Consider the following 19,478-nt stretch of genomic DNA (forward strand, 5'->3'; position numbering starts at 1 on the left):
CGCCTCCTCACCCGATGACGGGAGCTACTTGTTGCCCTTGGCGCGGTTGTGCGTCTGGCAGAGCATCGTCAGGTTGGAGATGTCCGTTGCCCCGCCCTTCGACCAGGCCGTCACGTGGTCGGCGTCCATCTCGTTCTGCTTGTAGATCCGAGACTTGTTGCTGTCGCTGCCGATGGCGCACAGCGGGCAGTTGGACACGCCGTCGGCCTTAGCCTTCTGGGTCTGCTGCTCATAGGCGACGCGCTTGTCCTTGTCGTCGAACAGGCGGATCGCCAGCAGCTGAGGCCGCTTCTCGCCGCCGAGCAGGTACTCGTAGATGCCCTTGGCGTTGCGCACGGCGGTGTCGCCGCGCAGCTCATTGACGTGGCCCTCGATCTTTGCGGGACTGTAAGACGTGCCGTGGTGCTCCTCGTACAAGCGGCCCCACTCGAGCCCGCGCATCTCCCTGTCCGGAGGACGGGTGAACACGCTGCTGACCCAGTCGATGACCGACGTGAAGTAATTCTTGAGTTCGTTGATGTCGGCGTCGTGCCGGTACTGGGCGAGGTACGAGTCGACGCTTTTCCCCTGCGACGAGGCCACCCAGTCAAGGGCGACCGCGAGGACCTCCTGGCGCTTGGGGTCGCCGTTCACGTAGGACTGCCACTTCTGCATGTTGGTGTTGTTCGAGTTGCTGTACTCTGCCTTGGCCTTGGTGATGAAGGGGCCGGAGTAGACCGCGTTGAGAAGCTCCTGCTTGTTCAACGGGACGCCGACGATGTTGATCGTCTGGAACCAGGCCTTGATCTCGTCCTCGCTGCCGTCGCACTCGTAGATGTCGAGCCGGGTCTCGAGGATCCTGGCCTGCAGGTCCTTGGGCAGCGACGAGAACGTCTGCTCCTTGCCGTTGAGCTTGATGGCGAACTTGCCGGTCACGAAGCGCCCCACGCTCGTGATGCGCTGCTGTCCGTCGAGGACCTCCAGCATGGAGCCTTCGTCGTTGAAGTAGATCAGGCCGAGTGGGTACTCCTTGAGTAGCGAGTCGATGACCGCGACGTCACGCTTACCGTCGTTGTAGATGTAGTTGCGCTGGTACTCGGGCTGGATGACGAGCCTGCCGCCGAGCCCGAACAGCCCCTTGCCCTCGAGCTCGTTGTACACGAAGCCTTCGAGGATCTCCTCGACCGTGTAGTGCTTCAGCTGGGTCTTCACGGCGACGCGCCCTTCTTCCGGATCAGCACTCTCATGTACGGGACGACCGGACGCCCGGCGTTGTCGTAATAGCAGAGGTCCGGGTGGCCCACGCTGATCTGCCCTGTCTGCCCGGACGCGTAGTAGTCGTCCACGAACTCCTTCGACATGCCTCGAGTCTTCGCGTACCTGCTGAGATCCACGATCTCGAACTGATCCGGGTTGAACTTGTCGAGGAAAGTGATCGGGACGCCCATGACGCCGTCGAAGTCGCTCGGGATGGCATCGGTGTGGGGGACCTCGATCGCATCGAAGTTGTCGTACTTCTGATAGCTCACGCTGCCGCCGAGGCTCTTGATGAGCTTCCTGTTGAACTTGAGGTTGTCGGCCATGGTCATCAGTTGCATCGGCTCATGGCGGCGGCCGTGCTCTATGTTCGTGAACCAGCACGAGTTGCCGAGCCGTGTGTAGTCGTTCTTCTCGTCGGACGGGTAGCCCATCCGCTCGGCCTTGGCCCGGTCCGCTTCCTTCACGACAGCGCCCTTCGGGACCCCGAACACCATGTCGGTCGCGTTAGCCGTCGCGCCCTTCCACACTTGGTTCGCCTTGATCAGCGGGAAGACCTGGCTGTATGTAACGGCATTTTGGTTTCCGATGATGGAGAACCTCTTGTCGCCTTCCATCAGCCAGGCGATGAATTCCCGGAACAGGCTGAACGGCGGGTTGGTGATGACGATGTCGGCCTCGTCGCGCAGCGCGGTCACCTCGGCGCTGCGGAAGTCGCCGTCCCCCTCGAGATACTCCCACTGCAGATCGTCTATGTTGATAACGCCGTCGTCGTTGAGGTCCGTGCGCTCGAGGACGAACTTCTTCCCGTTGGCGTGGGTCTTGGTGGCGTCGAACTTCGGGTCGTCGAGCTCGAAGAGCGTGGGCTCATAGGAGAAAAGGGCTGGATTGCTGTCCGGCGCATAGGAGGTGGAGATGAGCTTCTTCAAGCCGAAGTCGGCGAAGTGGAGAGCGAAGAATTTCGCGAAGTTGCTCCACTCCGGGTCGTCGCACGGCAGGAGCACAACCTGGTCCCTGAAGACGTCGGGGTCGAACTCGAGGTACGCGTTCATCTCCCGCTCAATGTCGGCCCACTGCGTGTAGAACTCGTCGTTCTTCGCCGCCTTCGCCGCGGTGAGGCTCGAGGTGCGATTGGCGACGGTCGACATGTACTCCCCCAGGGACCCGGTGCACCACCGGGAGGCGGGGCGCTTCTTGGTGACATGCTATCGAAGGTGGACGACATTCCCGGGCAGCGAAGGCACCTCGCTGCGGCACCCACCGTGCTGATGCCTCAACGCCTAGGCGGTCCAGTCGCCGCAGTCAGTCCCGACTCGAGGCACTCGCCCGATCCAATACTGCCGAAGAAGCAAGCCCTGTCTCTCGGCAGGAGGGATCGCCGGCTGCCCACAACGCAATAGAGTCGTGCTGATGCCCCAACTTGAGACCGCCCGTGTTCGTGAGTACCTCCGCGTGTCGCTCGACCGTTCAGGCACGGGTAAGAGTCCTGACCAGCAACACGATGAGATAATCGCCGAAGCGCAGGGCCGTGGCTGGACCGTTCATCCCTCCCCTTATCGCGATGACAACCGAAGCGCCAGCCGTTACGCTCGACGGCAACGTGAGGGCTTCGCTCAGCTGATCTCAGATCTCGAAGACTATGCGTTCGACGCCGACCTACTCGCTATCTGGGAATCGAGCCGTGGCTCTCGCCGCACCGGCGAGTGGATCGACCTTGTAGACCTTTGCCGCGAACGCGGCGTCAGCATCTGGGTCCTGACACACAATCGCGTCTATGACCCGGCTAACGCTCGAGACCGCCGTAGCCTCCGTGAAGATGCTTCCGACGCCGAGTACGAGTCAGACAAGACCAGCGAACGACTGCGTCGCGATATGCGTGCAGCGGCAAAGCGAGGTCGACCCCACGGCAAAAACGTCTATGGGTATCAACGGGTCTATTCGGTGACCGCCAACGGAACCAAAGTGCTGGACAAGATCATCGAGCATCCGGACCAAGCCTGGGTCGTCAAGGAAGCGGCGGCGATGGTTCTTGCCGGACGCTCCTACTATGACATCGCTGCGACGTTCAACGAACGTCAGATCCCGCCGCGACGCCCCGCGCGCTCGGAGCACCGACAGTCTCTGGGGTGGACCGCTACGGCTGTGAAGCAAATGTTGACTATGCCTGTATACATGGGGCAGCGAGTTCACAATCCCCGCGAAGGAGAGGCTGCAACGTACGACGGCATCTGGCCGGCGCTGATCGAACCGGACGACTGGCAGCGCCTCCAGTCTGCGATGACATCACGCGGATCCAAGTCGAACAACTGGCCCGCTACCCATCTGCTGTCCGGGATCGCTCTCTGTGGAATCTGCGGCGCCCGGATGCGGGCGGGAAAGCAGAATGCTGGCACATCGAAGATCGACGAAGACGGCAAGGTCATCCCCCGGCCTCGCTACTACGCCTACAACTGCATCGGCACGCCGGGACGACCCGGATTCCACGTCTCGATGCGCGAAGAGCATCTCGACCTGCTGGTTACCGAGCTAGTCCTTGCTCGCCTCGAACGCCCTGACTTCCTCGCCACCCTTGGTGGGCAAGACGAGGAAGTGGACGCCGAGCGGAAGTCGATCGTCGACGAGATCCGGGGTCACGAGCAATGGCTCGAACAAGTCGCGGTGGAGGCCGAGCAGCGTCGGGATCTGCGTATGCTCACTGAACAGCGGGACCTCGTCGAACCGAAGATTGAGGCGGCGCAGAAGCGGCTCGAATCACTTGCAGGCGCTGACCCTCTCATCGTGGAACTCGTCCGATCCCGGCAGGTCCGAGATACGTGGGCAGAATGGACAGATAAGGGCGACATCGTTCGTCAACGTCACGTCATCCGCGAACTGATCGTGCCTCGGGTGCACCGAGTGCCGGCGGAGGCTGTAGGCAGGCGCGGTTTGAATCCGGAGCGAGTGACGTTCGACTGGCGCTGATGAATAGGCGCGCCTGCGACCTCAACCCTCATAGCAAGTTGGCTTCGCGAGCCCGGACGATCCAGTTCGTCGCGGTCCGCGCATGCAGACCAAAGGTTTCAGCTACCGCCTTCGCCGGCGGATACCTGACAACGCTCGCAAGTCGGTAAACCGTTCCCACATCGGCCACATCAACGCTGCTCCCTTTCCCGCCCCCGAGCGGTGGCCGGTACTGCCGAAACTCTGGGGCAACAAAGGCAACGACGGCGTCCGAAAGCGCATCGCCATCAAGTTGAAACGTTCGCGGAAGCACCCAGCGCATGACGCTCAGCGGAGCCACCGCGCGTAACAGGGTTCCGCTGACCTCAGCCCCGTGCGCCGCCGTAACCGTCACCCTGCGCAGGCGGTAACTTCCTCGAGCATCCTCAAGGTGCGCTTCTACCTCGAGGACCGAACCGTCCCAACCATCGCTCTCGCTCCCCTGTACGCCGGGCAGGTTCGTCAACTGCCCCCAGGCACGAACAGTCGCGGGGGCGGACACCCCCGGGTGGACGACATAGCTATCTGAGCCGAGGTCGATACTCCACCCTCGTTCCTCGATGTCTGTCTCCGGTGTAATCGGCATGACGACCACTGTAGTGGTTCCCCTGCTTGACGGAGGTAGGAAATGGATGTAATGTAACGAACACAACAGAAGAACGAACCGGCGGAGCCATCATTTAACTTCCATCGTGGCCGGAACACTCAGTCCCGTCGCGGCGGCCTCTTCGGGACACACAATGACAAGGAGTGTTCCGTGGGATCCACCGATTCAACGACACCAACGCACGAAACTCTGCTGAGCGCGTTTACCGTAGCTCAGGCCGAGGACATCACTGGCCGATCCGGCTTCGTCCTCCGCGCGGACATCCGAGCAGGCAAGCTGGCTGCATACAAGTTCGGCGGGCTCTGGCGGATCCTGCCTGCGGACCTTGAGGCATACCGTTCGAAGCTCGTAACGCCGTCACGGAGCGCCCGATGAGCGCGGGCGTGATGGAGCGCATCCAAGGGCCGTCGATCATGCACGATGCGGACAGCATCCGCGTTTGGGCCCGGGATCGAGCAGCTGCCGCTCCCCCGCTGTCGCAACAACAATCGCTGCGTCTACGGGGCCTGTTCTCTGGAGGTCGCAGCAAGTGACTAACAACGAGATCCGCCCCAGCGCGGAAAACACTGAGGCGGAAGAGACACTTGGCGGCGTCGCTTTCGATTCTATCGACGATCAGGCACAGACGACCAGCGCGAGCATGGGTCAATCACAGCCGGGACCTCGGGCGTCTGTAGAGACCCTTCTGCAGCGAGTGGTCGCGGCCTATCTCGATTCGATCCGCAGTCGAGTAGACGTGAGTCTGCAGGAAGTACGCGACAGCGTGCTCAGCCGGGCGAATGCAGAGATCGGCCTTGAGAACTTGGCTCGCAAGGGTACTGCGGCACCGCCTATCCCCAAGCGGCAGACACTCGACGAGTACACCGTGGTGAAGATCCTCTTGGCACGGTACCCCATCATCAAGATCGACCTGACAAACGGTCACGGCGGCGAGAACAACGGCGTCCTGGCGATCTACGAAACTGACGGAGCGCTCGAAGGCGTGTACAACAGCAGCGAAGCGCGGCTGAAGGCACTGATCAGTGAACTCAAGCCATCCGCCAGCAATGCCGGTGTCGAATCCACACTGAAGCGCATGCACACGCACGCACCCGTGAGGAGACGCACGCTGGAGCCTCATCTCATTCCGGTGGAAAACGGTGTGTTCGACCATGCCAGGCAGGAACTGCGGCCGTTCAGCGAAGACTGGGTGTTCCTCTCGAAGATCCAGTCTGAGTACGACGCCAGCGCGCAAAGCCCACGCATCACGCAGCCCGATGGCACCGAATGGGAGATTGAGGCTTGGTTCCAAAGTTTGTCAGACGACGAAGGGGTGCCCGAACTCCTCTGGCAAATCGTAAGCGCGGCTATCCGACCGTTCGTGAGGTGGGACATGTCCGCCTTCCTCATCGGGCCAAAGGGCAATGGCGGTAAGGGAACGTTCCTAAAGTTGCTCGCTAGTCTCCTAGGCCCAACAGCGTTCACGTCGATTCCGCTGACATCGTTCGGTGACACCTTTGGGCTTGCCGATCTCATCACCAAGAACGTCAACCTCGTCGATGAGAACGAAGTGGGTGCATTCGCCACGCGGCTCGCACTCTGGAAGGCGTGCGTCACAGGAGACCCCATCAAGATCGAAGAGAAGTATGTCAAAGCGGTCCGGATGCGGTGGTTTGGGTTCGAGGTCCAGTGCTACAACGAGATGACCCCGAGGGTCAAGGACAAGTCTGCGGCTATGGCTCGCCGCATGCTTCTCGTGCCGATGGTGAAGAACTTCAAGGGCATCGAGAACAAGGACATCAAGGACAAGTACCTCACTGACCCGGCCGTACTCAGATACGTACTCAAGCGAGCGCTGCAGATGACTCACGAGTCATTCGACGTTCCACTCGTGTCCCAGCAGGCACTCGACCGATGGTTCGCCGCAAACAATAAGGTCGTCGGGTGGTGGCAGGAACACAAGGATGACTTCGTGTGGGACCTCCTGCCGTGGGCGTTTCTCTACGACGCGTACAAGGCGTGGTATGCCAACGTCGAGCCGAGCGGAACCGTCGAAGGCCTCAGTCAGTTCACCGAATCTCTCAAGGATCACTTGCACAGCTCATCGGAATGGGGCGTCACGAATACATCCGTACGCCCCGGGACCCGCATGTCCACTCCCGAGCTGCTGATCGACCAGTACAACCTGACGGCCTGGATGAACCCCGCATACACAGGAGCCGATCCGGCCAAGCGATCGATACCCGCTTTGAAGGCGAACTACAAAGGGCTCCTTCGCCAGACCCAAGTGCTCGCAGCCGGCGGGAAGGATGATGACAAGTGAACCGCAGGTCGATCATGAACTCGAGAACTGCACAGCAGGTTGGCCGCGCAACACCAGCCGGTCGGGCGCCCCGTTCAACTCGTCCGCAGCCGCTCGCACGGTTTGCGTTCTCGCACTGCCCCGCAGGGCGCCAGGAGCTTCTGACGAGCGACGCAGACACAGAAGTGTATGGGGCCTACATTTTTGACCGGCGCGAAGAAGAAAGATGCACCCCGCAGCAACTTCGCGGCTGGTGTCCGTATGAGCGCCAGGAGATCTCCGCGGGAGAGCCAGAAGAGGCTTTGTGGCTTGTTGCGTCGACGACAGAGCGGGTCACGAACGAGGTCGAAAGCAGCGAAGTATGAGTTTTACGATGACCTATGACGTGTCCCACAAGGTTGGGCGCGGAGGACACGCCAGGGCCTTTTTCAGGCACATCGCGAGGGACGTAGATCAGGCGGCCGGGTTCTCGTTCCGTCACGCGAACCGGAACATCGTTCCGGAACGGACCAAGCTCAACAGTACGTTTCTGAACGATGGTGAAGGCGGCTACCGGCGTCCTCAGTCGATCGACGGTCGGCCGCCGAGCGATGAGTTCCACGACTACCTGCAGCGGCGCCTGAGTACGGTCACGAGGCCTCTCCGCAAGGACGCGATCCTCGTTAGAGGCGTCGTGCTCCAGCTTGATCCGAAGTGGTTCGAGCAGTACAACCCCGACTGGCGCGAGGAGGGGTTGAATCGTCGAGCAGCCGAGTACACGCATGCTGCGATCCGCTGGGCGCGTGGCGAGTTCGGAGAGGAGAACATCATTGGCATGTCGATGCACCTAGATGAGGTGAATCCCGGGCTCCAGCTCATGATCACCCCCATCACGCCTGACGGCAGGCTTGCCCAGAAGGAATTCTTCAAGGGGCCGGCGGACCTCAAACGGCAACACCGGGAAGTACGGGACGCCGTGGCCGCTGCAGGCTACGACGTCGAGTATCGAGTTACCGAACGATCACGAGAGCACCTCAGCAGCAGCGAGTTCCAGGCCAAGGCGGACCGGCTACGTGATGCAACGAGAGCGCTCGAGTTCGAGCTCGATGTGAGCCTGCAGCGAAACAAGAGCCTCGCCAAGCGCTCCACCGCGCTGGATCAGCGAGAGATAGAGCTCGCGGAACGCGAGACGCAGGTCGCCGAGCGCCATCGGGAAGCTGCTGCCGCGCGAGCGAGAGCGGTGGATGAAGCTGCGGCGGCGAGAACCTCATCATTGCGCGCACGCGAGGCGCACCTGAAGGCAGAACGCGCTCGCGAAGAAGCTGCGGCCGAGCGCGATCGTTTGGCATTGAACAATCAGCGTCTCGACAGCCTCCCGCCGTTCTTTGAGCGCTGGCTTGACAGGACAACAGTTGCAGGGAAGCCGATTCGCACGCGGTTCGAAGCAGATCGGATCAAGATGCGTAGTGAGATCAAAGCGAAGCTCGGACCAGCTTCGACGCACGTCGAAAAGCCTCGAGACGCGCTCGAACTCTAGAGCTTGCTTAGAGGAGGCGCCGCCAGATTGGGCTGCGTCTCCTCAACGTCCCCGGCCGCTTCTACGCTGGCCGCATGACCAGAGACGAATTCCGATCGAAAGCTACTGCGCACCTGATGCCTCGCCCCTCGGAAGACGCGATGCGCGCGTTGGAGGATGCGATCGCCCGCCTCAATGGGGACGGTAACTACATCGCCCGGGCGCTGACCGAGTCGCTTCTTGCCGAACGCCCGATAGTCGACGAGCCGTCGTTATCCCCCGAGGAGATCGACTTCCTGATCACCTCCGGTGAGTTCACTCCCGAAGAATTCGACGACATCGAGCTACGAGTGCGTCGGGGCTCGTTACCCGCCATCGCGGCCAACACCCTCGTCGCGGGGCTGCACCGAAGCATGTCGGACGACGCCGTACGAGGCTTCTTGGATCTCAACAATCAGGAACTCGACGACCTGGTAACCGCGGGGAGACTCTACGCCGTCGATGTCGCGGGTCATCGCCGCTTCCCGTGGTGGCAGTTCAGCCTGTCGTCTCCCGGCAAAGTCTTGCCGCACCTGACCGAGATCATCGCGCTCCTCGGGAAGAAGCACTGGATCTCGGTCTCTGGACTGATGTCTACGCCCCAGGACACGATGGTGATTGAGGGCAAGCACACACCGGTGGAGTGGTTCCGTGCTGGCGGCGGAATTGATGCGCTTGAGGCGATCCTCGAAGCTCAGCGGTGGCGATGACGATTGCTTGTTTAAGAATCCAGTGTCGCGTATCGCTGCTCGCAGCTTCTTCGTTCGCAAGTAGGCCATCTGGGCTCTCCTTGGTCTCCAGCTGGCCTCGCAATGGCCTCACAGTGGACACCCGAATACAAGCAGGCCGCGGCGGTCTCTTCGCGGCTTCGAACAGGCCTTTCCGTGGCCACCTCGAGACCTGAAAGAGGCCACTCCGGCTTGTCTGGCCACCAACTGCGTTGAGTAGTGGACACCGGGAGGCCTCGTGGAGACCATGCGGGGGCCACCAGGAGACCATCCAGATCCATGTGTGATGAGCCCTGCAATCAGCCCACTACCGGAGCTGCGTCCAGCCGACGAGCATGTCTGCGGTCATCGCTAGATTCCGAGGATGAGTACAACTAGCAAGCCCCGCGTTCAAGCCCCGGACCCTGGCGATGACCTCACATCCGGAGTCACGGCATGAGTGTCCGCCGGATAGCTGGCCCGGCCTCGCTTTGGAGACTCGCGACGAAAAGTCTCGAACCGCTCCGTCCCGTAGAGTTCAGGTACGAGATGGATCTCGAGGATATTGTCGAGACCACACCAGGGCTGACCGGCGAGGACACCATGACCATCGGCCGACAAGTGAGAACGCCGGACGGTCACGTGCTCGACCTACTCAAGCTCAGGGCAACAGGCTCGACGATCACAACAGAGTGCAAGAGAGGCCGCGCGAAGGCCGATGCAGTCGGCCAGCTGGTGGCGTACGCGGCATGGGTCGACACCCTGGACCGCGTCGCGCTTGAGAGAATCTTCGAGGAGTACACGCGGAATCGTACGCGATCGCTGGGATCAGTGATGCCCACCCTCGCCGAAGCCTTCGAAGAGCATTTCGGCATCCCCATGCCCCTCACCTTGAATCAGACCCAGACGATGGAATTGGTCGCGGGGAGCGTCGACGTAGCCACCCTAAAGGCGGTGAGGCGACTGCGCGAGAACGACATCCCCATCAGCGTGCACGTCGTGAATAGCTACAGGAGTGCCGGCGAAACACTGGTGACTGTCGCCGAATGGATGGACGTCGAGTCGCCTTCAGAGCGCCCCATTAGCGTAGGTGCCCAGCTACAGGAGCTTCACATCGCAACTATGTCAGCAGTTGAGAACAGCACGAGTCGGCTTCTCAACCACATCGATCGCCAGAGACCTCGGCACGCTGGTCACGACGGTCCCTTTTTCACAAAGGGTGCGCACGCCGACATACTGTGCTTCGCACTGCTTTTCATGCCTCGCTTCACCACGTCGTACGTTCCATACTCGCTGCTCGAGGCGCTGTACGACGGGTGGGTCAACGAGCAAGCATCTCTCGGCGTCGAGCGAGTGAAGCCCGCGCACGGCTTTGCTCAGCAACTGAAGCACGCCATCAAAATGGTCGGCGGCTGGCGCTGGGACAGGAAGTACTGGGACGAGGATCCTTCCCTGGAGAACGAACGACTTCGCCTGCTCGCAGGCCGTTGGCCGATGCCGAAGCGCGGCCAATACCTCAGCGGGTACGCGCGCAAGTGATGGTGGCGAGTTAGTTGCATGTAGCGGGCGGTAGCGCAAGAACACCTACGAGCTACCGCCCAGCTACGCGCAATTTGCCAGTTGAACCGGGGTTTTTGTGAACTGTAGCTGAGTAGCCCTGAAATGGGACTGTCCGACAGCCACAGTAGCGATCAGCTGGAGACTACCCCTCCTCGTTGAGGACGACAGCCTCGAGCGAGCTACACAGCTACAACCATCATAAATTCCCGTTCGTGGGGCATTTCGGTCTTCAACTATGGCGCTACATCGCCGCTACCGCGTGGCTACGAATATCTCGACGGTGTTGATCGGCCGCTTTCTCAAGACCAGACTGTGCAGAACAGCCGTGCCCTTGGGATTCGCCTCAGACGCCACTCCAACAAGCCGCCAGAGGAAGAGGATGGATCATCAGCAGCCTTTAGGTTCATCAGAAGCCGCCCGTGCTCTTGCTCTTGTCAAGAAAGGGCAACAGCTCGGAGGACACCGGCCCACCGCAGCGGATCTCGATCGTGCTCGGCGTATCCTCGTCGGCGAGCTATCGCCCGAGGACGCTCGAACCGAGATGCATGCTGCGCTTCAGGCCCTGGTTGAGGACGAACGGCGAACCGATCATCCCGAGAAGGATTCATCCACCAGCGCCTGAGCGGCGCGGGCAACCTCGTTGAACCGACCCTCGCGGATCGCCGTTATCATGGTGTCATCGCCGCTGAGGAACGGGTTGCCGCCGATGAACCACAGTCTCGCTACCTGGTCACCTTCAGCGTCGCTGACGGTACGCCATACCGCATCGGCCCACTCGAGGCGACGCACCGCATCCGCGTCTGGACGTGCGCCGTCGTCTTCGCTCCATGCAAGCGCTGCTCTCGTATCGCGCGATCCAGCGAGCGTCGAGACGAGCGTCGGGCCGAGAACTGCGATGAGACGGCGGGCGAGATCGACTGGGTCCGGTGAGGTCACGAGCGCGATCCTACTCGTGCTCGACGACGTGGAGGTTTACGAAAAGCGCTCGGAACCGCCTCCGAACGGGGCGGGTGCAGTGCTTGCCGATCCACGCTGCACTCGTCGACACTTAGCGGTCCTCGCCACCTCGGGGCGTAGGGTCGCTCGTATGCGTGGCCGCTTCGCGAACGACGCCAAGACCGACGAGCTGATCCAGGAGTACGTCGCCGACGGAGGCAAGCCCGAGGACTGGTGGAAGTCGTGGGCCGGCGCCTACTCGATGGCCCCGACGCAGGATGCACCGATCGTTCGCGACCGCGGCGAGGGGCGGATACTCGAGCTCGTGCGCTGGGACTGGCAGCGGTGGGGAGAACTCTCGCTCGAGCGAGTCATAGCGGATCACCAGGCGAGAACACGCGGCGAACATCCCCGTCTTTCCACTGAAAGAGAAACGGCCCGCCGCATTCAAGAACTTCGTCGCGTACGCGGTGCAAGCGGCCGGCCTCGATGCCCCCGAGACGCGACTGACTGCCCACGACTTCAGGCGGCTGTTCGCGACGGACGCTTTGAGGTCGGGACTGCCGGTGCACATTCTCGCCAAGGTGATGGGGCACTTGAACATCTCCACCACCCAGAGCTACGCGGCGGTCTTCGACGAGGACGTTGCCCGGCACTTCCGGCAGTTCGTTGATCGCCGCCGGTCACTGAGGCCAGCGGAGGACTACCGCGACCCATCGCCGACTGAGCTCGAGGAGTTCCACGCGCACTTCTCCAAGCGCAAGGTCGAACTCGGATCCTGCTCACGCGGCTACGGAACCCCCTGTATTCATGAGCACGCGTGCATCCGCTGCCCGATGCTCCGACCCGACCCGGCGCAGCGCCGCCGCCTCGAGAACATCCTCGCGAATCTGCACGAGCGACGGGCCGAGGCCAAGCGCATGGGGTGGCTCGGTGAACTCGAAGGAATTGAGATCAGCATCGGGGCAGCCGAGGAGAAACTGGGTCAGATGACTCAGATTGTCCGGCTGACCCTCGAACGACGTCGTCCGGACGGTGAAAACCCCACGCCTTGACCCCTCGCGGTTCTCGGACAGATCTTCAGCCGCAAACGGTACACCACCCGTTTCGGCGTGTTTGGGTTTCGGCAGGGGGTTGCGGCGGGTCGTTCCTCGGCGTGTCGCACTTGCGGCAGGTAACTTTCATCAGGCCACCGAAATCGATCGTTATCGGCGGGCCTGGTCTGGCCCTGGTCGCGGCTGATTCCGCTCGGCGCGAAGCTGAGCTTCTACTCGGTCTCGCGCTCTCCGTTCGGTGCGGTCCGCTCGCAGGATCGATCGGATGACGAACCAGAAGAGCCCGGCGATCCCTATCGTGGGAATGATGGACCAGATGGCGTTGACCCAGTAGTTGTCGAGAGTCATGCGTTGTTCCTTGGTGGTTCCCGCCAGATGAGGGCGGCTCCGATGATGGCGAGAATGACGGCTGTTTCGGAGCTCCCGACGGTGTAGGTCCAGAACGAACTCGCGGAGCTCGTCAGGTCGATGGTGAAGTGGGTGGCGAACAACACAGCCGCCAGCAAGACGATAAGCATCCCGAGCCGCACGAGCCGATGATGCCGCTGGAGGGGAGATCGTCGGGCCGAGAGGCGGTTACCCGTGGGCTGTTTGGTCCGGTGTGGTGTGAGGTGGTGGAGGTTCACGAGAACATCGCTCCGATGAGGAAGAAGCTGCCGATAGCGAGCAGGACAGCGAGAACGGTGGCACCGGCGATGAAGACGGACATGTGCCGGAAGGGGTTGCGCCGTTGAATCATGGTCGGGATCTTTCGCGCGTCATCGGGCCGGTGCCAGGACCGTGGTTGTGTCGGGCGTGATCTCGACGATGCCCCTGTCGTCGACGACGAGGAACCGGTCCTCTGCGAGGGCTGTGAAGGCTTGCGCGGCGCCCTGGAGACGTTCGAGGCTCTCCCAGGTGCCATCGGGCTGCTGTACCCAGAGGGCACTGTCGGTTCCTATCCCGGCTAGCGTCCCGTCCGGTTGTGCGTCGAGGGTGTAGAGCAGCGGGGCGTCGGGGACGGGGGTGAAGGTCGCGCCGTTGTCGGTGCTGAGGAGGAGGCCTTCTTCCGCTGCCGCGTAGACACCGTTGTCGGTTGCGGCGAGATCCGCGGCCGAGAGGGCGGCCCCCGTCGACCACGTGTCGCCGTTGTCGGCGCTGATGAGCACATCGACGCTGTCGGAGGCGATTCCGAAGAGGGTGCCGTCGGGTGCGGCTGTGAGGGTGTGGAAGTCAGTCGTGCCGTTGAGGGCGATCGGCGACCAGGATTCGCCGTAGTCGTCGCTGCGGATGATGCCGAGGTTCGGGGCGCCGAGGTTGGGCGGCGTCTGGGTACCCGGGTGCCCGGACGCGAACAGCACGTCGCCGTGGACGGTGAAGCCCATCGCGTCGAAGTCGTGGCCTCCGATCGGACCGCTGACGGCGCCTTCAGATGTGAGGGTGAAGATCCCTCCGTGCGTGGCGACGAGGTAGTTCTCTCCACGAGGGTCGGGGGCGATGCCGTGGATGTGCTCGATGACAGGGGGCGCGGCACCGGTGGCGGCGAGCTGTGGTGCGGCGCAGCCGGTGAGGGTCAGGATCGCTGCAGTGAGCGAGAGGGCGGACAGGGGTCTGCGGCGGTTCATGAAACTCCGAAGTAGCAGCGGGATGCGGCTGAGACGCACCCCCAAAGGGTGAGGATGGCGCGGGGTCGCACGCGCGCCCCGTGATGTCGAGCGATGTCGAGTGACGCCGTGGGGCGCGGCTAGATCCCGCGCCCCACGGGTCGGGTCACAGAGTGGCGAGGATGTCTTCCATCTCGGAGATCTCGCTGGTCTGCGCGTCGATGATCGTCTCGGCCAGCGCGACAGCGTCACTGTTCTGGCCGTTGTCGACTTCCTCCTGCGCCATCTCCACGGCGCCCTGGTGGTGCTGGATCATCTGCTCCAGGAACAGACGCCCGGCGTCTGAGCCGGAGGCGTCCTCGAGGGCCTGCATGTCGTCCTCGGACATCATGCCGTCGCCGTGATCCATGCCCTCCATGCTGGAGGTGTCCGCACCCCACTCTTCGAGCCACTGATCCATCTTCTGGATCTCGGGCTCCTGGGCGGCCTTGATCTTCTCCGCAAGCGCGACGACACGCTCGTCGACGCCGTCCTTGCTCAGCAGCATGTCGGACATCTCGATCGCCTGGGCGTGGTGTTCCTTCATCATGCTCGCGAACATGATGTCGGCATCGTTGGCGTCCGCGGAGGCGGGGGCGGAGCTGCTGCTGCCGCCGTGGTTCATGCCTTCCATGTCACCGCCGGAGGTGGTGCCGGCGCACCCGACGAGGGCGAGCAGGGCGGTGAGGGTGACTGCGGCGGATGCCGCGAAACGGGTCTTCATGATTGTTCTCTCCAAGAGTCGGTGATGAAACGCCCAGCAAGGATGCTGAGCGCAAGGGCAGTGCCGGCAAGCCGCGGCACGCCGGTGATCACGTACGACTGATGCAGAGAACGGTGAGCGAAGGCGGCTTGAAAAAGTGCAGAGCTCCGTGAGTCCGGGCCGGCGTCGTGGGCTGTGCGAGCGCGCGGATCAGCTGACGCCACCACCCTCTGGGGCGTGCGAGCAGGACGACGGCGACGAGGAGGGCGAGCACGCACGCCATCCACGCCATCCCGTGATCCTCCGAGCACGTCGCACACCCCGCGTCCGCAGCCGCAGAACCCGGAGCCGACTGCGAAAGGTGAGTGCCCGCATGGTCGGTGCCGGCCGTGTGGCCGGTGCTGGCAGCGGCGAGGTCGCCGTGTCCGACAGCGACCGTGTCACCGTGCCCCGAGGTCATCGCGTGCGTGTTCATCGAGTGCATCGCCAAGAGCCCACAGATGACCGCGACCGCGACGGCGACGACCGTGAGGAGGGTGCGGGTGAGTGAGCGCTGGTCATGCACGCGCCGCGCGACTGTGATCAACACCACTCCACCTCCTTTCCTCCAGGGTACGTCGCCGCCGCGACAACGCCTACCTGGTGATGACCGCTTCTGGGGCGAGGTCCAGTCGTCGCAGCAGCTGCGCGTTCAGCGCGACCACGATCGTGGACAGCGACATCAGCACCGCTCCGACCGACATCGGCAGCACGAACCCGATCGGGGCGAGCACGCCGGCCGCGAGGGGGACGGAGAGGAGGTTGTAGCCGGCTGCCCACCACAGGTTCTGCTTCATCTTGCGGTAGCTGGCGCGGGACAGCTCGATCACCGACAGCACCGATCGGGGATCGTCGCTGGCGAGGATGACCCCGGCGGACGCGATCGCGACGTCCGTGCCCGCACCGATCGCGATACCCACGTCTGCCTGCGCGAGCGCGGGTGCGTCGTTCACCCCATCACCCACCATCGCCACCGAGCGGCCCTCGCTCTGCAGCTCCTTCACCTTCGACGCCTTGTCTTCTGGGCGCACCCCGGCGAAGAACCGGTCGATGCCGAGATCCGCCGCCACGGACGCCGCGACAGCCTCCGCATCACCGGTGATCATGACCACCTGCACGTTCCTCTCATGCAGCGCTCGGATTGCCTCCCGGGACTCCGGACGGATCTCATCGGCCAATCGCATGGCACCGGCCACCGTGCCGTCGACGAGGACGTGCAGGATGATCGCGCCGTCCTCGCGCCACTGATCTGCAACACCCAGCTCGCTCGCGTGCTCCTGCTCGAGCATGTACGGGCCACCGACCTGCACGGTACGGCCGTCGACGCGGGCCTTGACCCCCACCGCCGGCGAGGACTCGAAGTCCTGCGACGCCGCGACAGTCAGGCTCTTCGCCTTCGCGGCGTTGACGATTGCACGAGCGAGAGGATGCTCCGAATCGGCCTCGGCCGCGGCAGCGAGGGCGAGCAGCTCGTCCGCGCTCAGGGAGCCTGCCGGTTCGATGGCGGTGACCGCGGGGGCGCCCTTGGTCAGTGTGCCGGTCTTGTCGAACAGCACCGTGTCCACGGTGCGCATGCTCTCCAGCGCGAGACGATCCTTCACCAGGACACCAGCCCTGGCGGCACGTTCGGTCGCGATGGACACGACGAGCGGGATCGCGAGACCGAGCGCGTGCGGGCAGGCGATCACGAGAACAGTGATCGTGCGGACCACGGCTTGGTCGGGAAGTCCTACGAGCGTCCACACGATCGCGGTGATGACACCGGCACCGAGGGCGAACCAGAACAACCACCCTGCGGCGCGGTCCGCGAGGCGCTGCGCCCGCGACGACGAACTCTGCGCCTCCGTCACCAGCTTCTGAATGCCCGCCAGCGCAGTGTTCTCCCCGACCGCGGTGATCTCCACCCGGACACCGGAGTCAGTGGCAACCGTGCCCGCGATCACCTGATCCCCGTCGGCGCGGCGCACCGGACGGGACTCACCCGTGATCATCGACTCGTCCATGCTCGCCGACCCCTGCACGATCCGCCCATCGGCGGGAACGCGACCGCCGGGGCGGACCACGACGACGTCCCCGACCTGCAGATCGGACGGGGCCACTGTGACAGTGGCATCACCCTCGACCTTCTCCGCCTCGTCGGGCAAGAGCGCGGCAAGAGAGTCGAGCGCGGACGTGGTCTGCGCGAGCGAACGCATCTCGATCCAGTGCCCGAGCAGCATGATGACGATCAGGAGCGCCAGTTCCCACCAGAAGTCCAGCTCGTGGTGCAGCAGGCCGACGCTCGCACCCCATGAGGCAAGGAACGCGACTGTGATCGCCAGGGCGATGAGCAGCATCATTCCGGGCTTGCGGGAACGCAGCTCACTGACTGCGCCCGTGAGGAACGGGGCGCCACCCCAGACATACATCACCGTGCCGAGAACAGGCGAGATCCACATCACCCATGCCGCATCGGGTAGCGAATACCCGAGCAGCATGGAGAACATCATCGAGAATGCGACCACCGGAACAGCCAGCACGAGCATGATCCAGAACAGCCGCCGGAACTGCCCGACATGATCACCGTGACCCCCGTGACCCCCGTGACCCCCGTGACCCCCGTGACCCCCGTGGCCGCCGTGGCCCGCATGGCCGCCATGTGGGGCATGCCCGTCGTGCTGCGCGTGATCTGCTTGAGGGTCATGTCCGGCATGCGGGTCGTGTCCCGCATGTGAAACGGGTGCCGCGTAATCCTCTCGGGACCCGTGAGCCACCCTCGGGGATGTCCCCTCGGCATGCTGTCCGTGGTGGTGCATAGAGGTGTGATCCTGCTGGCTCACGATGAGCCTCCTTCGCTTCAGATGCGTGCAGAGTCGGGTGAGGAGACCCGCCGGTCAGCTGGGTTGAGGCGCGAGCGTGTATCCCGCTTCCTCCACGGCGGCCTTGATGAGCGACGGATCAACAGCCACTGCACTGTGAATCGTCACGCGCGAGGTCGCCCCGGCGTTCAGGGAAACGGTCACGCTCTCGACACCGTCAACAGACGACAATTCCTCGGTCACGCTGGATACGCAATGCGAGCACGTCATCCCGTCAACGAACACGTCCTGGGCAAGAGCCGACTGACTCGTCTCCGCGGCCGCGGCATCAGTCGGGGACGCGCAGCATGCACATCCGGCGTTGGCGTCCTTCAACCCGAGTTCGATGCGTTCGGTCATGATGTGATCCTCCAGATCTCAGATGGTTAGGAACGGACGAGACGAGCGATAGCGTCATTCGCTTCACGGATCTTCTCCGCCGCAACCTCGCCACCTTCGGCACTAGCCTCCGCGACACAGTGGCTCAAGTGATCGCCCAGCAGCGAGAGCGCGACCGTCTCCAGAGCCCTCGTCGCCGCAGACACCTGCGTGAGGATGTCGATGCAGTACTTGTCCTCATCAACCATTCGAGCGATCCCCCGCACCTGACCCTCAACACGACGCAGACGCTGCTGCAACGCCTCCTTGTTGCCCTCGTATCCATTCACCCTCTCAGCATACCCCCTGGGGGTATGTGGCGGGGTGGAAGCGTCAGACCTGGGCGCCGAGCGCCACAAGTGGGGGCTGACTCGGCCACCACCCGGACTTCTCCACCCGCCCGGCCACGGGACTCACCAAAAACGCCTGCCGCAACCCCATTCCGGAGACCGTTAGTTGTGACCTCGGGCTGCTCCCTGACAGAACTACGCCGTAAACGATCGTTTTCGGTGGTAGCCCGGGCACGACATCAACAGCGAAGTCGAGGATGATTGAGTCGTGGAGATTGAGCTGCTTTATATCGCCGGTTGCCCCAGCTGGGTTGAGGCTGGCCGTCGTGTTTCTGAGGCGCTACGAGAAACAGGCCACGACGAATCGGAGGTTCACTACCGACTCATCCGGACGGAGGAGGACGCGGGCGCAGTCTCGTTCGCGGGCTCCCCCACGATCACCCTGGATGGCAACGATCTCTTTCCGGGGTCGGGGCGAAGCAATGACCTCGCCTGCCGTATTTACAGCACCCCTGCTGGGCTGGCCGGGATGCCAACGGTTGAACAGATTCGAGAGGCGCTCTCCGCTCATGGCGACTGACGAGGACGTTGCGTGCACGTGCTGCGGGCGACATCTGCCACGCAAGAAGCTGCACGCACTCGGAGACGATCGCGCTTTCATCTGTCGACGATGCGGCTGGTGGGTGGCTCTGCGCCTACATCGCGACCGCCCGC

The 19,478-nt window shown here is 63.1% G+C and carries 18 protein-coding genes; 8 read left to right on the plus strand and 10 right to left on the minus strand.

Features of this window, described 5'->3' with window-relative positions; translation table 11 throughout:
- Positions 1 to 24 precede the first annotated feature (24 nt).
- A complete protein-coding gene (locus M3195_RS13075) occupies positions 25 to 1,191 on the minus strand; it encodes a GmrSD restriction endonuclease domain-containing protein (RefSeq protein ID WP_251588162.1) in 1,167 nt (388 codons plus the stop codon).
- Positions 1,188 to 2,384, minus strand: a complete 1,197-nt coding sequence (locus M3195_RS13080) for an adenine-specific methyltransferase EcoRI family protein (protein WP_251588163.1) — start codon at positions 2,382 to 2,384, stop codon at positions 1,188 to 1,190. The genes M3195_RS13075 and M3195_RS13080 overlap by 4 nt, the downstream gene beginning before the upstream one ends.
- A 262-nt stretch (positions 2,385 to 2,646) precedes the next feature.
- Between M3195_RS13080 and M3195_RS13085 the strand changes: the two genes are divergently transcribed.
- Entirely contained in the window at positions 2,647 to 4,197 is a 1,551-nt protein-coding gene (locus M3195_RS13085; RefSeq protein ID WP_251588164.1) for a recombinase family protein, read from the plus strand.
- Between the two features lie 28 nt (positions 4,198 to 4,225).
- Here the strand turns inward: M3195_RS13085 and M3195_RS13090 are convergent, their stop codons facing one another.
- Positions 4,226 to 4,801, minus strand: coding sequence for a hypothetical protein (locus tag M3195_RS13090; RefSeq protein ID WP_251588165.1), 576 nt, complete (start codon positions 4,799 to 4,801; stop codon positions 4,226 to 4,228).
- Between the two features lie 550 nt (positions 4,802 to 5,351).
- On the opposite strand from M3195_RS13090, the gene M3195_RS13095 reads away from it, so the two are divergent.
- The 4 genes from M3195_RS13095 to M3195_RS13110 all read left to right on the plus strand — a co-directional run bounded on the left by M3195_RS13095 (position 5,352) and on the right by M3195_RS13110 (position 10,883).
- A complete protein-coding gene (locus M3195_RS13095) occupies positions 5,352 to 7,124 on the plus strand; it encodes a DNA primase family protein (RefSeq protein WP_251588166.1) in 1,773 nt (590 codons plus the stop codon).
- A gap of 352 nt (positions 7,125 to 7,476) precedes the next feature.
- On the plus strand, positions 7,477 to 8,619 hold the full coding sequence (locus M3195_RS13100; protein WP_251588167.1) for a plasmid recombination protein: 1,143 nt from the start codon (positions 7,477 to 7,479) through the stop codon (positions 8,617 to 8,619).
- A gap of 74 nt (positions 8,620 to 8,693) precedes the next feature.
- Positions 8,694 to 9,347 (plus strand): hypothetical protein, encoded by a 654-nt coding sequence (locus M3195_RS13105; RefSeq protein ID WP_251588168.1) that lies wholly within the window; start codon positions 8,694 to 8,696, stop codon positions 9,345 to 9,347.
- Between the two features lie 453 nt (positions 9,348 to 9,800).
- Entirely contained in the window at positions 9,801 to 10,883 is a 1,083-nt protein-coding gene (locus M3195_RS13110; RefSeq protein WP_251588170.1) for a hypothetical protein, read from the plus strand.
- Between the two features lie 609 nt (positions 10,884 to 11,492).
- Here M3195_RS13110 and M3195_RS13115 read toward each other — a convergent pair.
- A complete protein-coding gene (locus M3195_RS13115) occupies positions 11,493 to 11,840 on the minus strand; it encodes a hypothetical protein (protein ID WP_251588171.1) in 348 nt (115 codons plus the stop codon).
- A gap of 422 nt (positions 11,841 to 12,262) precedes the next feature.
- On the opposite strand from M3195_RS13115, the gene M3195_RS13120 reads away from it, so the two are divergent.
- Positions 12,263 to 12,895 (plus strand): tyrosine-type recombinase/integrase, encoded by a 633-nt coding sequence (locus M3195_RS13120; RefSeq protein WP_285885998.1) that lies wholly within the window; start codon positions 12,263 to 12,265, stop codon positions 12,893 to 12,895.
- Positions 12,896 to 13,653: 758 nt separating this feature from the next.
- On the opposite strand, the gene M3195_RS13125 is transcribed toward M3195_RS13120, so the two are convergent.
- The 4 genes from M3195_RS13125 to M3195_RS13140 all read right to left on the minus strand — a co-directional run bounded on the left by M3195_RS13125 (position 13,654) and on the right by M3195_RS13140 (position 17,784).
- Complete coding sequence (locus M3195_RS13125) at positions 13,654 to 14,499, minus strand: F510_1955 family glycosylhydrolase (RefSeq protein WP_251588174.1); 846 nt, start codon at positions 14,497 to 14,499, stop codon at positions 13,654 to 13,656.
- A gap of 145 nt (positions 14,500 to 14,644) precedes the next feature.
- Positions 14,645 to 15,241 carry a DUF305 domain-containing protein gene (locus tag M3195_RS13130; RefSeq protein WP_025105230.1) on the minus strand — a complete coding sequence of 199 codons (597 nt, stop codon included), beginning with the start codon at positions 15,239 to 15,241 and terminating at the stop codon, positions 14,645 to 14,647.
- Between the two features lie 88 nt (positions 15,242 to 15,329).
- Positions 15,330 to 15,812, minus strand: a complete 483-nt coding sequence (locus tag M3195_RS13135; protein WP_251588178.1) for a DUF6153 family protein — start codon at positions 15,810 to 15,812, stop codon at positions 15,330 to 15,332.
- A 43-nt stretch (positions 15,813 to 15,855) separates the two neighbouring features.
- Positions 15,856 to 17,784, minus strand: a complete 1,929-nt coding sequence (locus M3195_RS13140; protein ID WP_251588180.1) for a heavy metal translocating P-type ATPase — start codon at positions 17,782 to 17,784, stop codon at positions 15,856 to 15,858.
- Between the two features lie 30 nt (positions 17,785 to 17,814).
- Between M3195_RS13140 and M3195_RS13145 the strand changes: the two genes are divergently transcribed.
- Positions 17,815 to 17,973, plus strand: coding sequence for a hypothetical protein (locus M3195_RS13145; protein WP_251588181.1), 159 nt, complete (start codon positions 17,815 to 17,817; stop codon positions 17,971 to 17,973).
- A gap of 159 nt (positions 17,974 to 18,132) precedes the next feature.
- Here the strand turns inward: M3195_RS13145 and M3195_RS13150 are convergent, their stop codons facing one another.
- Together M3195_RS13150 and M3195_RS13155 are read right to left on the minus strand one after the other, a co-directional pair.
- Entirely contained in the window at positions 18,133 to 18,456 is a 324-nt protein-coding gene (locus M3195_RS13150; RefSeq protein WP_251588183.1) for a heavy-metal-associated domain-containing protein, read from the minus strand.
- 26 nt (positions 18,457 to 18,482) lie between these two features.
- Entirely contained in the window at positions 18,483 to 18,764 is a 282-nt protein-coding gene (locus M3195_RS13155) for a metal-sensitive transcriptional regulator (protein WP_025105234.1), read from the minus strand.
- 268 nt (positions 18,765 to 19,032) lie between these two features.
- Here M3195_RS13155 and M3195_RS13160 point away from each other — a divergent pair, with 268 nt between their 5' ends.
- Entirely contained in the window at positions 19,033 to 19,344 is a 312-nt protein-coding gene (locus tag M3195_RS13160; protein WP_029153956.1) for a hypothetical protein, read from the plus strand.
- The last annotated feature ends 134 nt before the right edge of the window (positions 19,345 to 19,478 follow it).

This window comes from Microbacterium hydrocarbonoxydans, assembly GCF_023715885.1.
GTDB classification, from domain to species: domain Bacteria; phylum Actinomycetota; class Actinomycetes; order Actinomycetales; family Microbacteriaceae; genus Microbacterium; species Microbacterium hydrocarbonoxydans_C.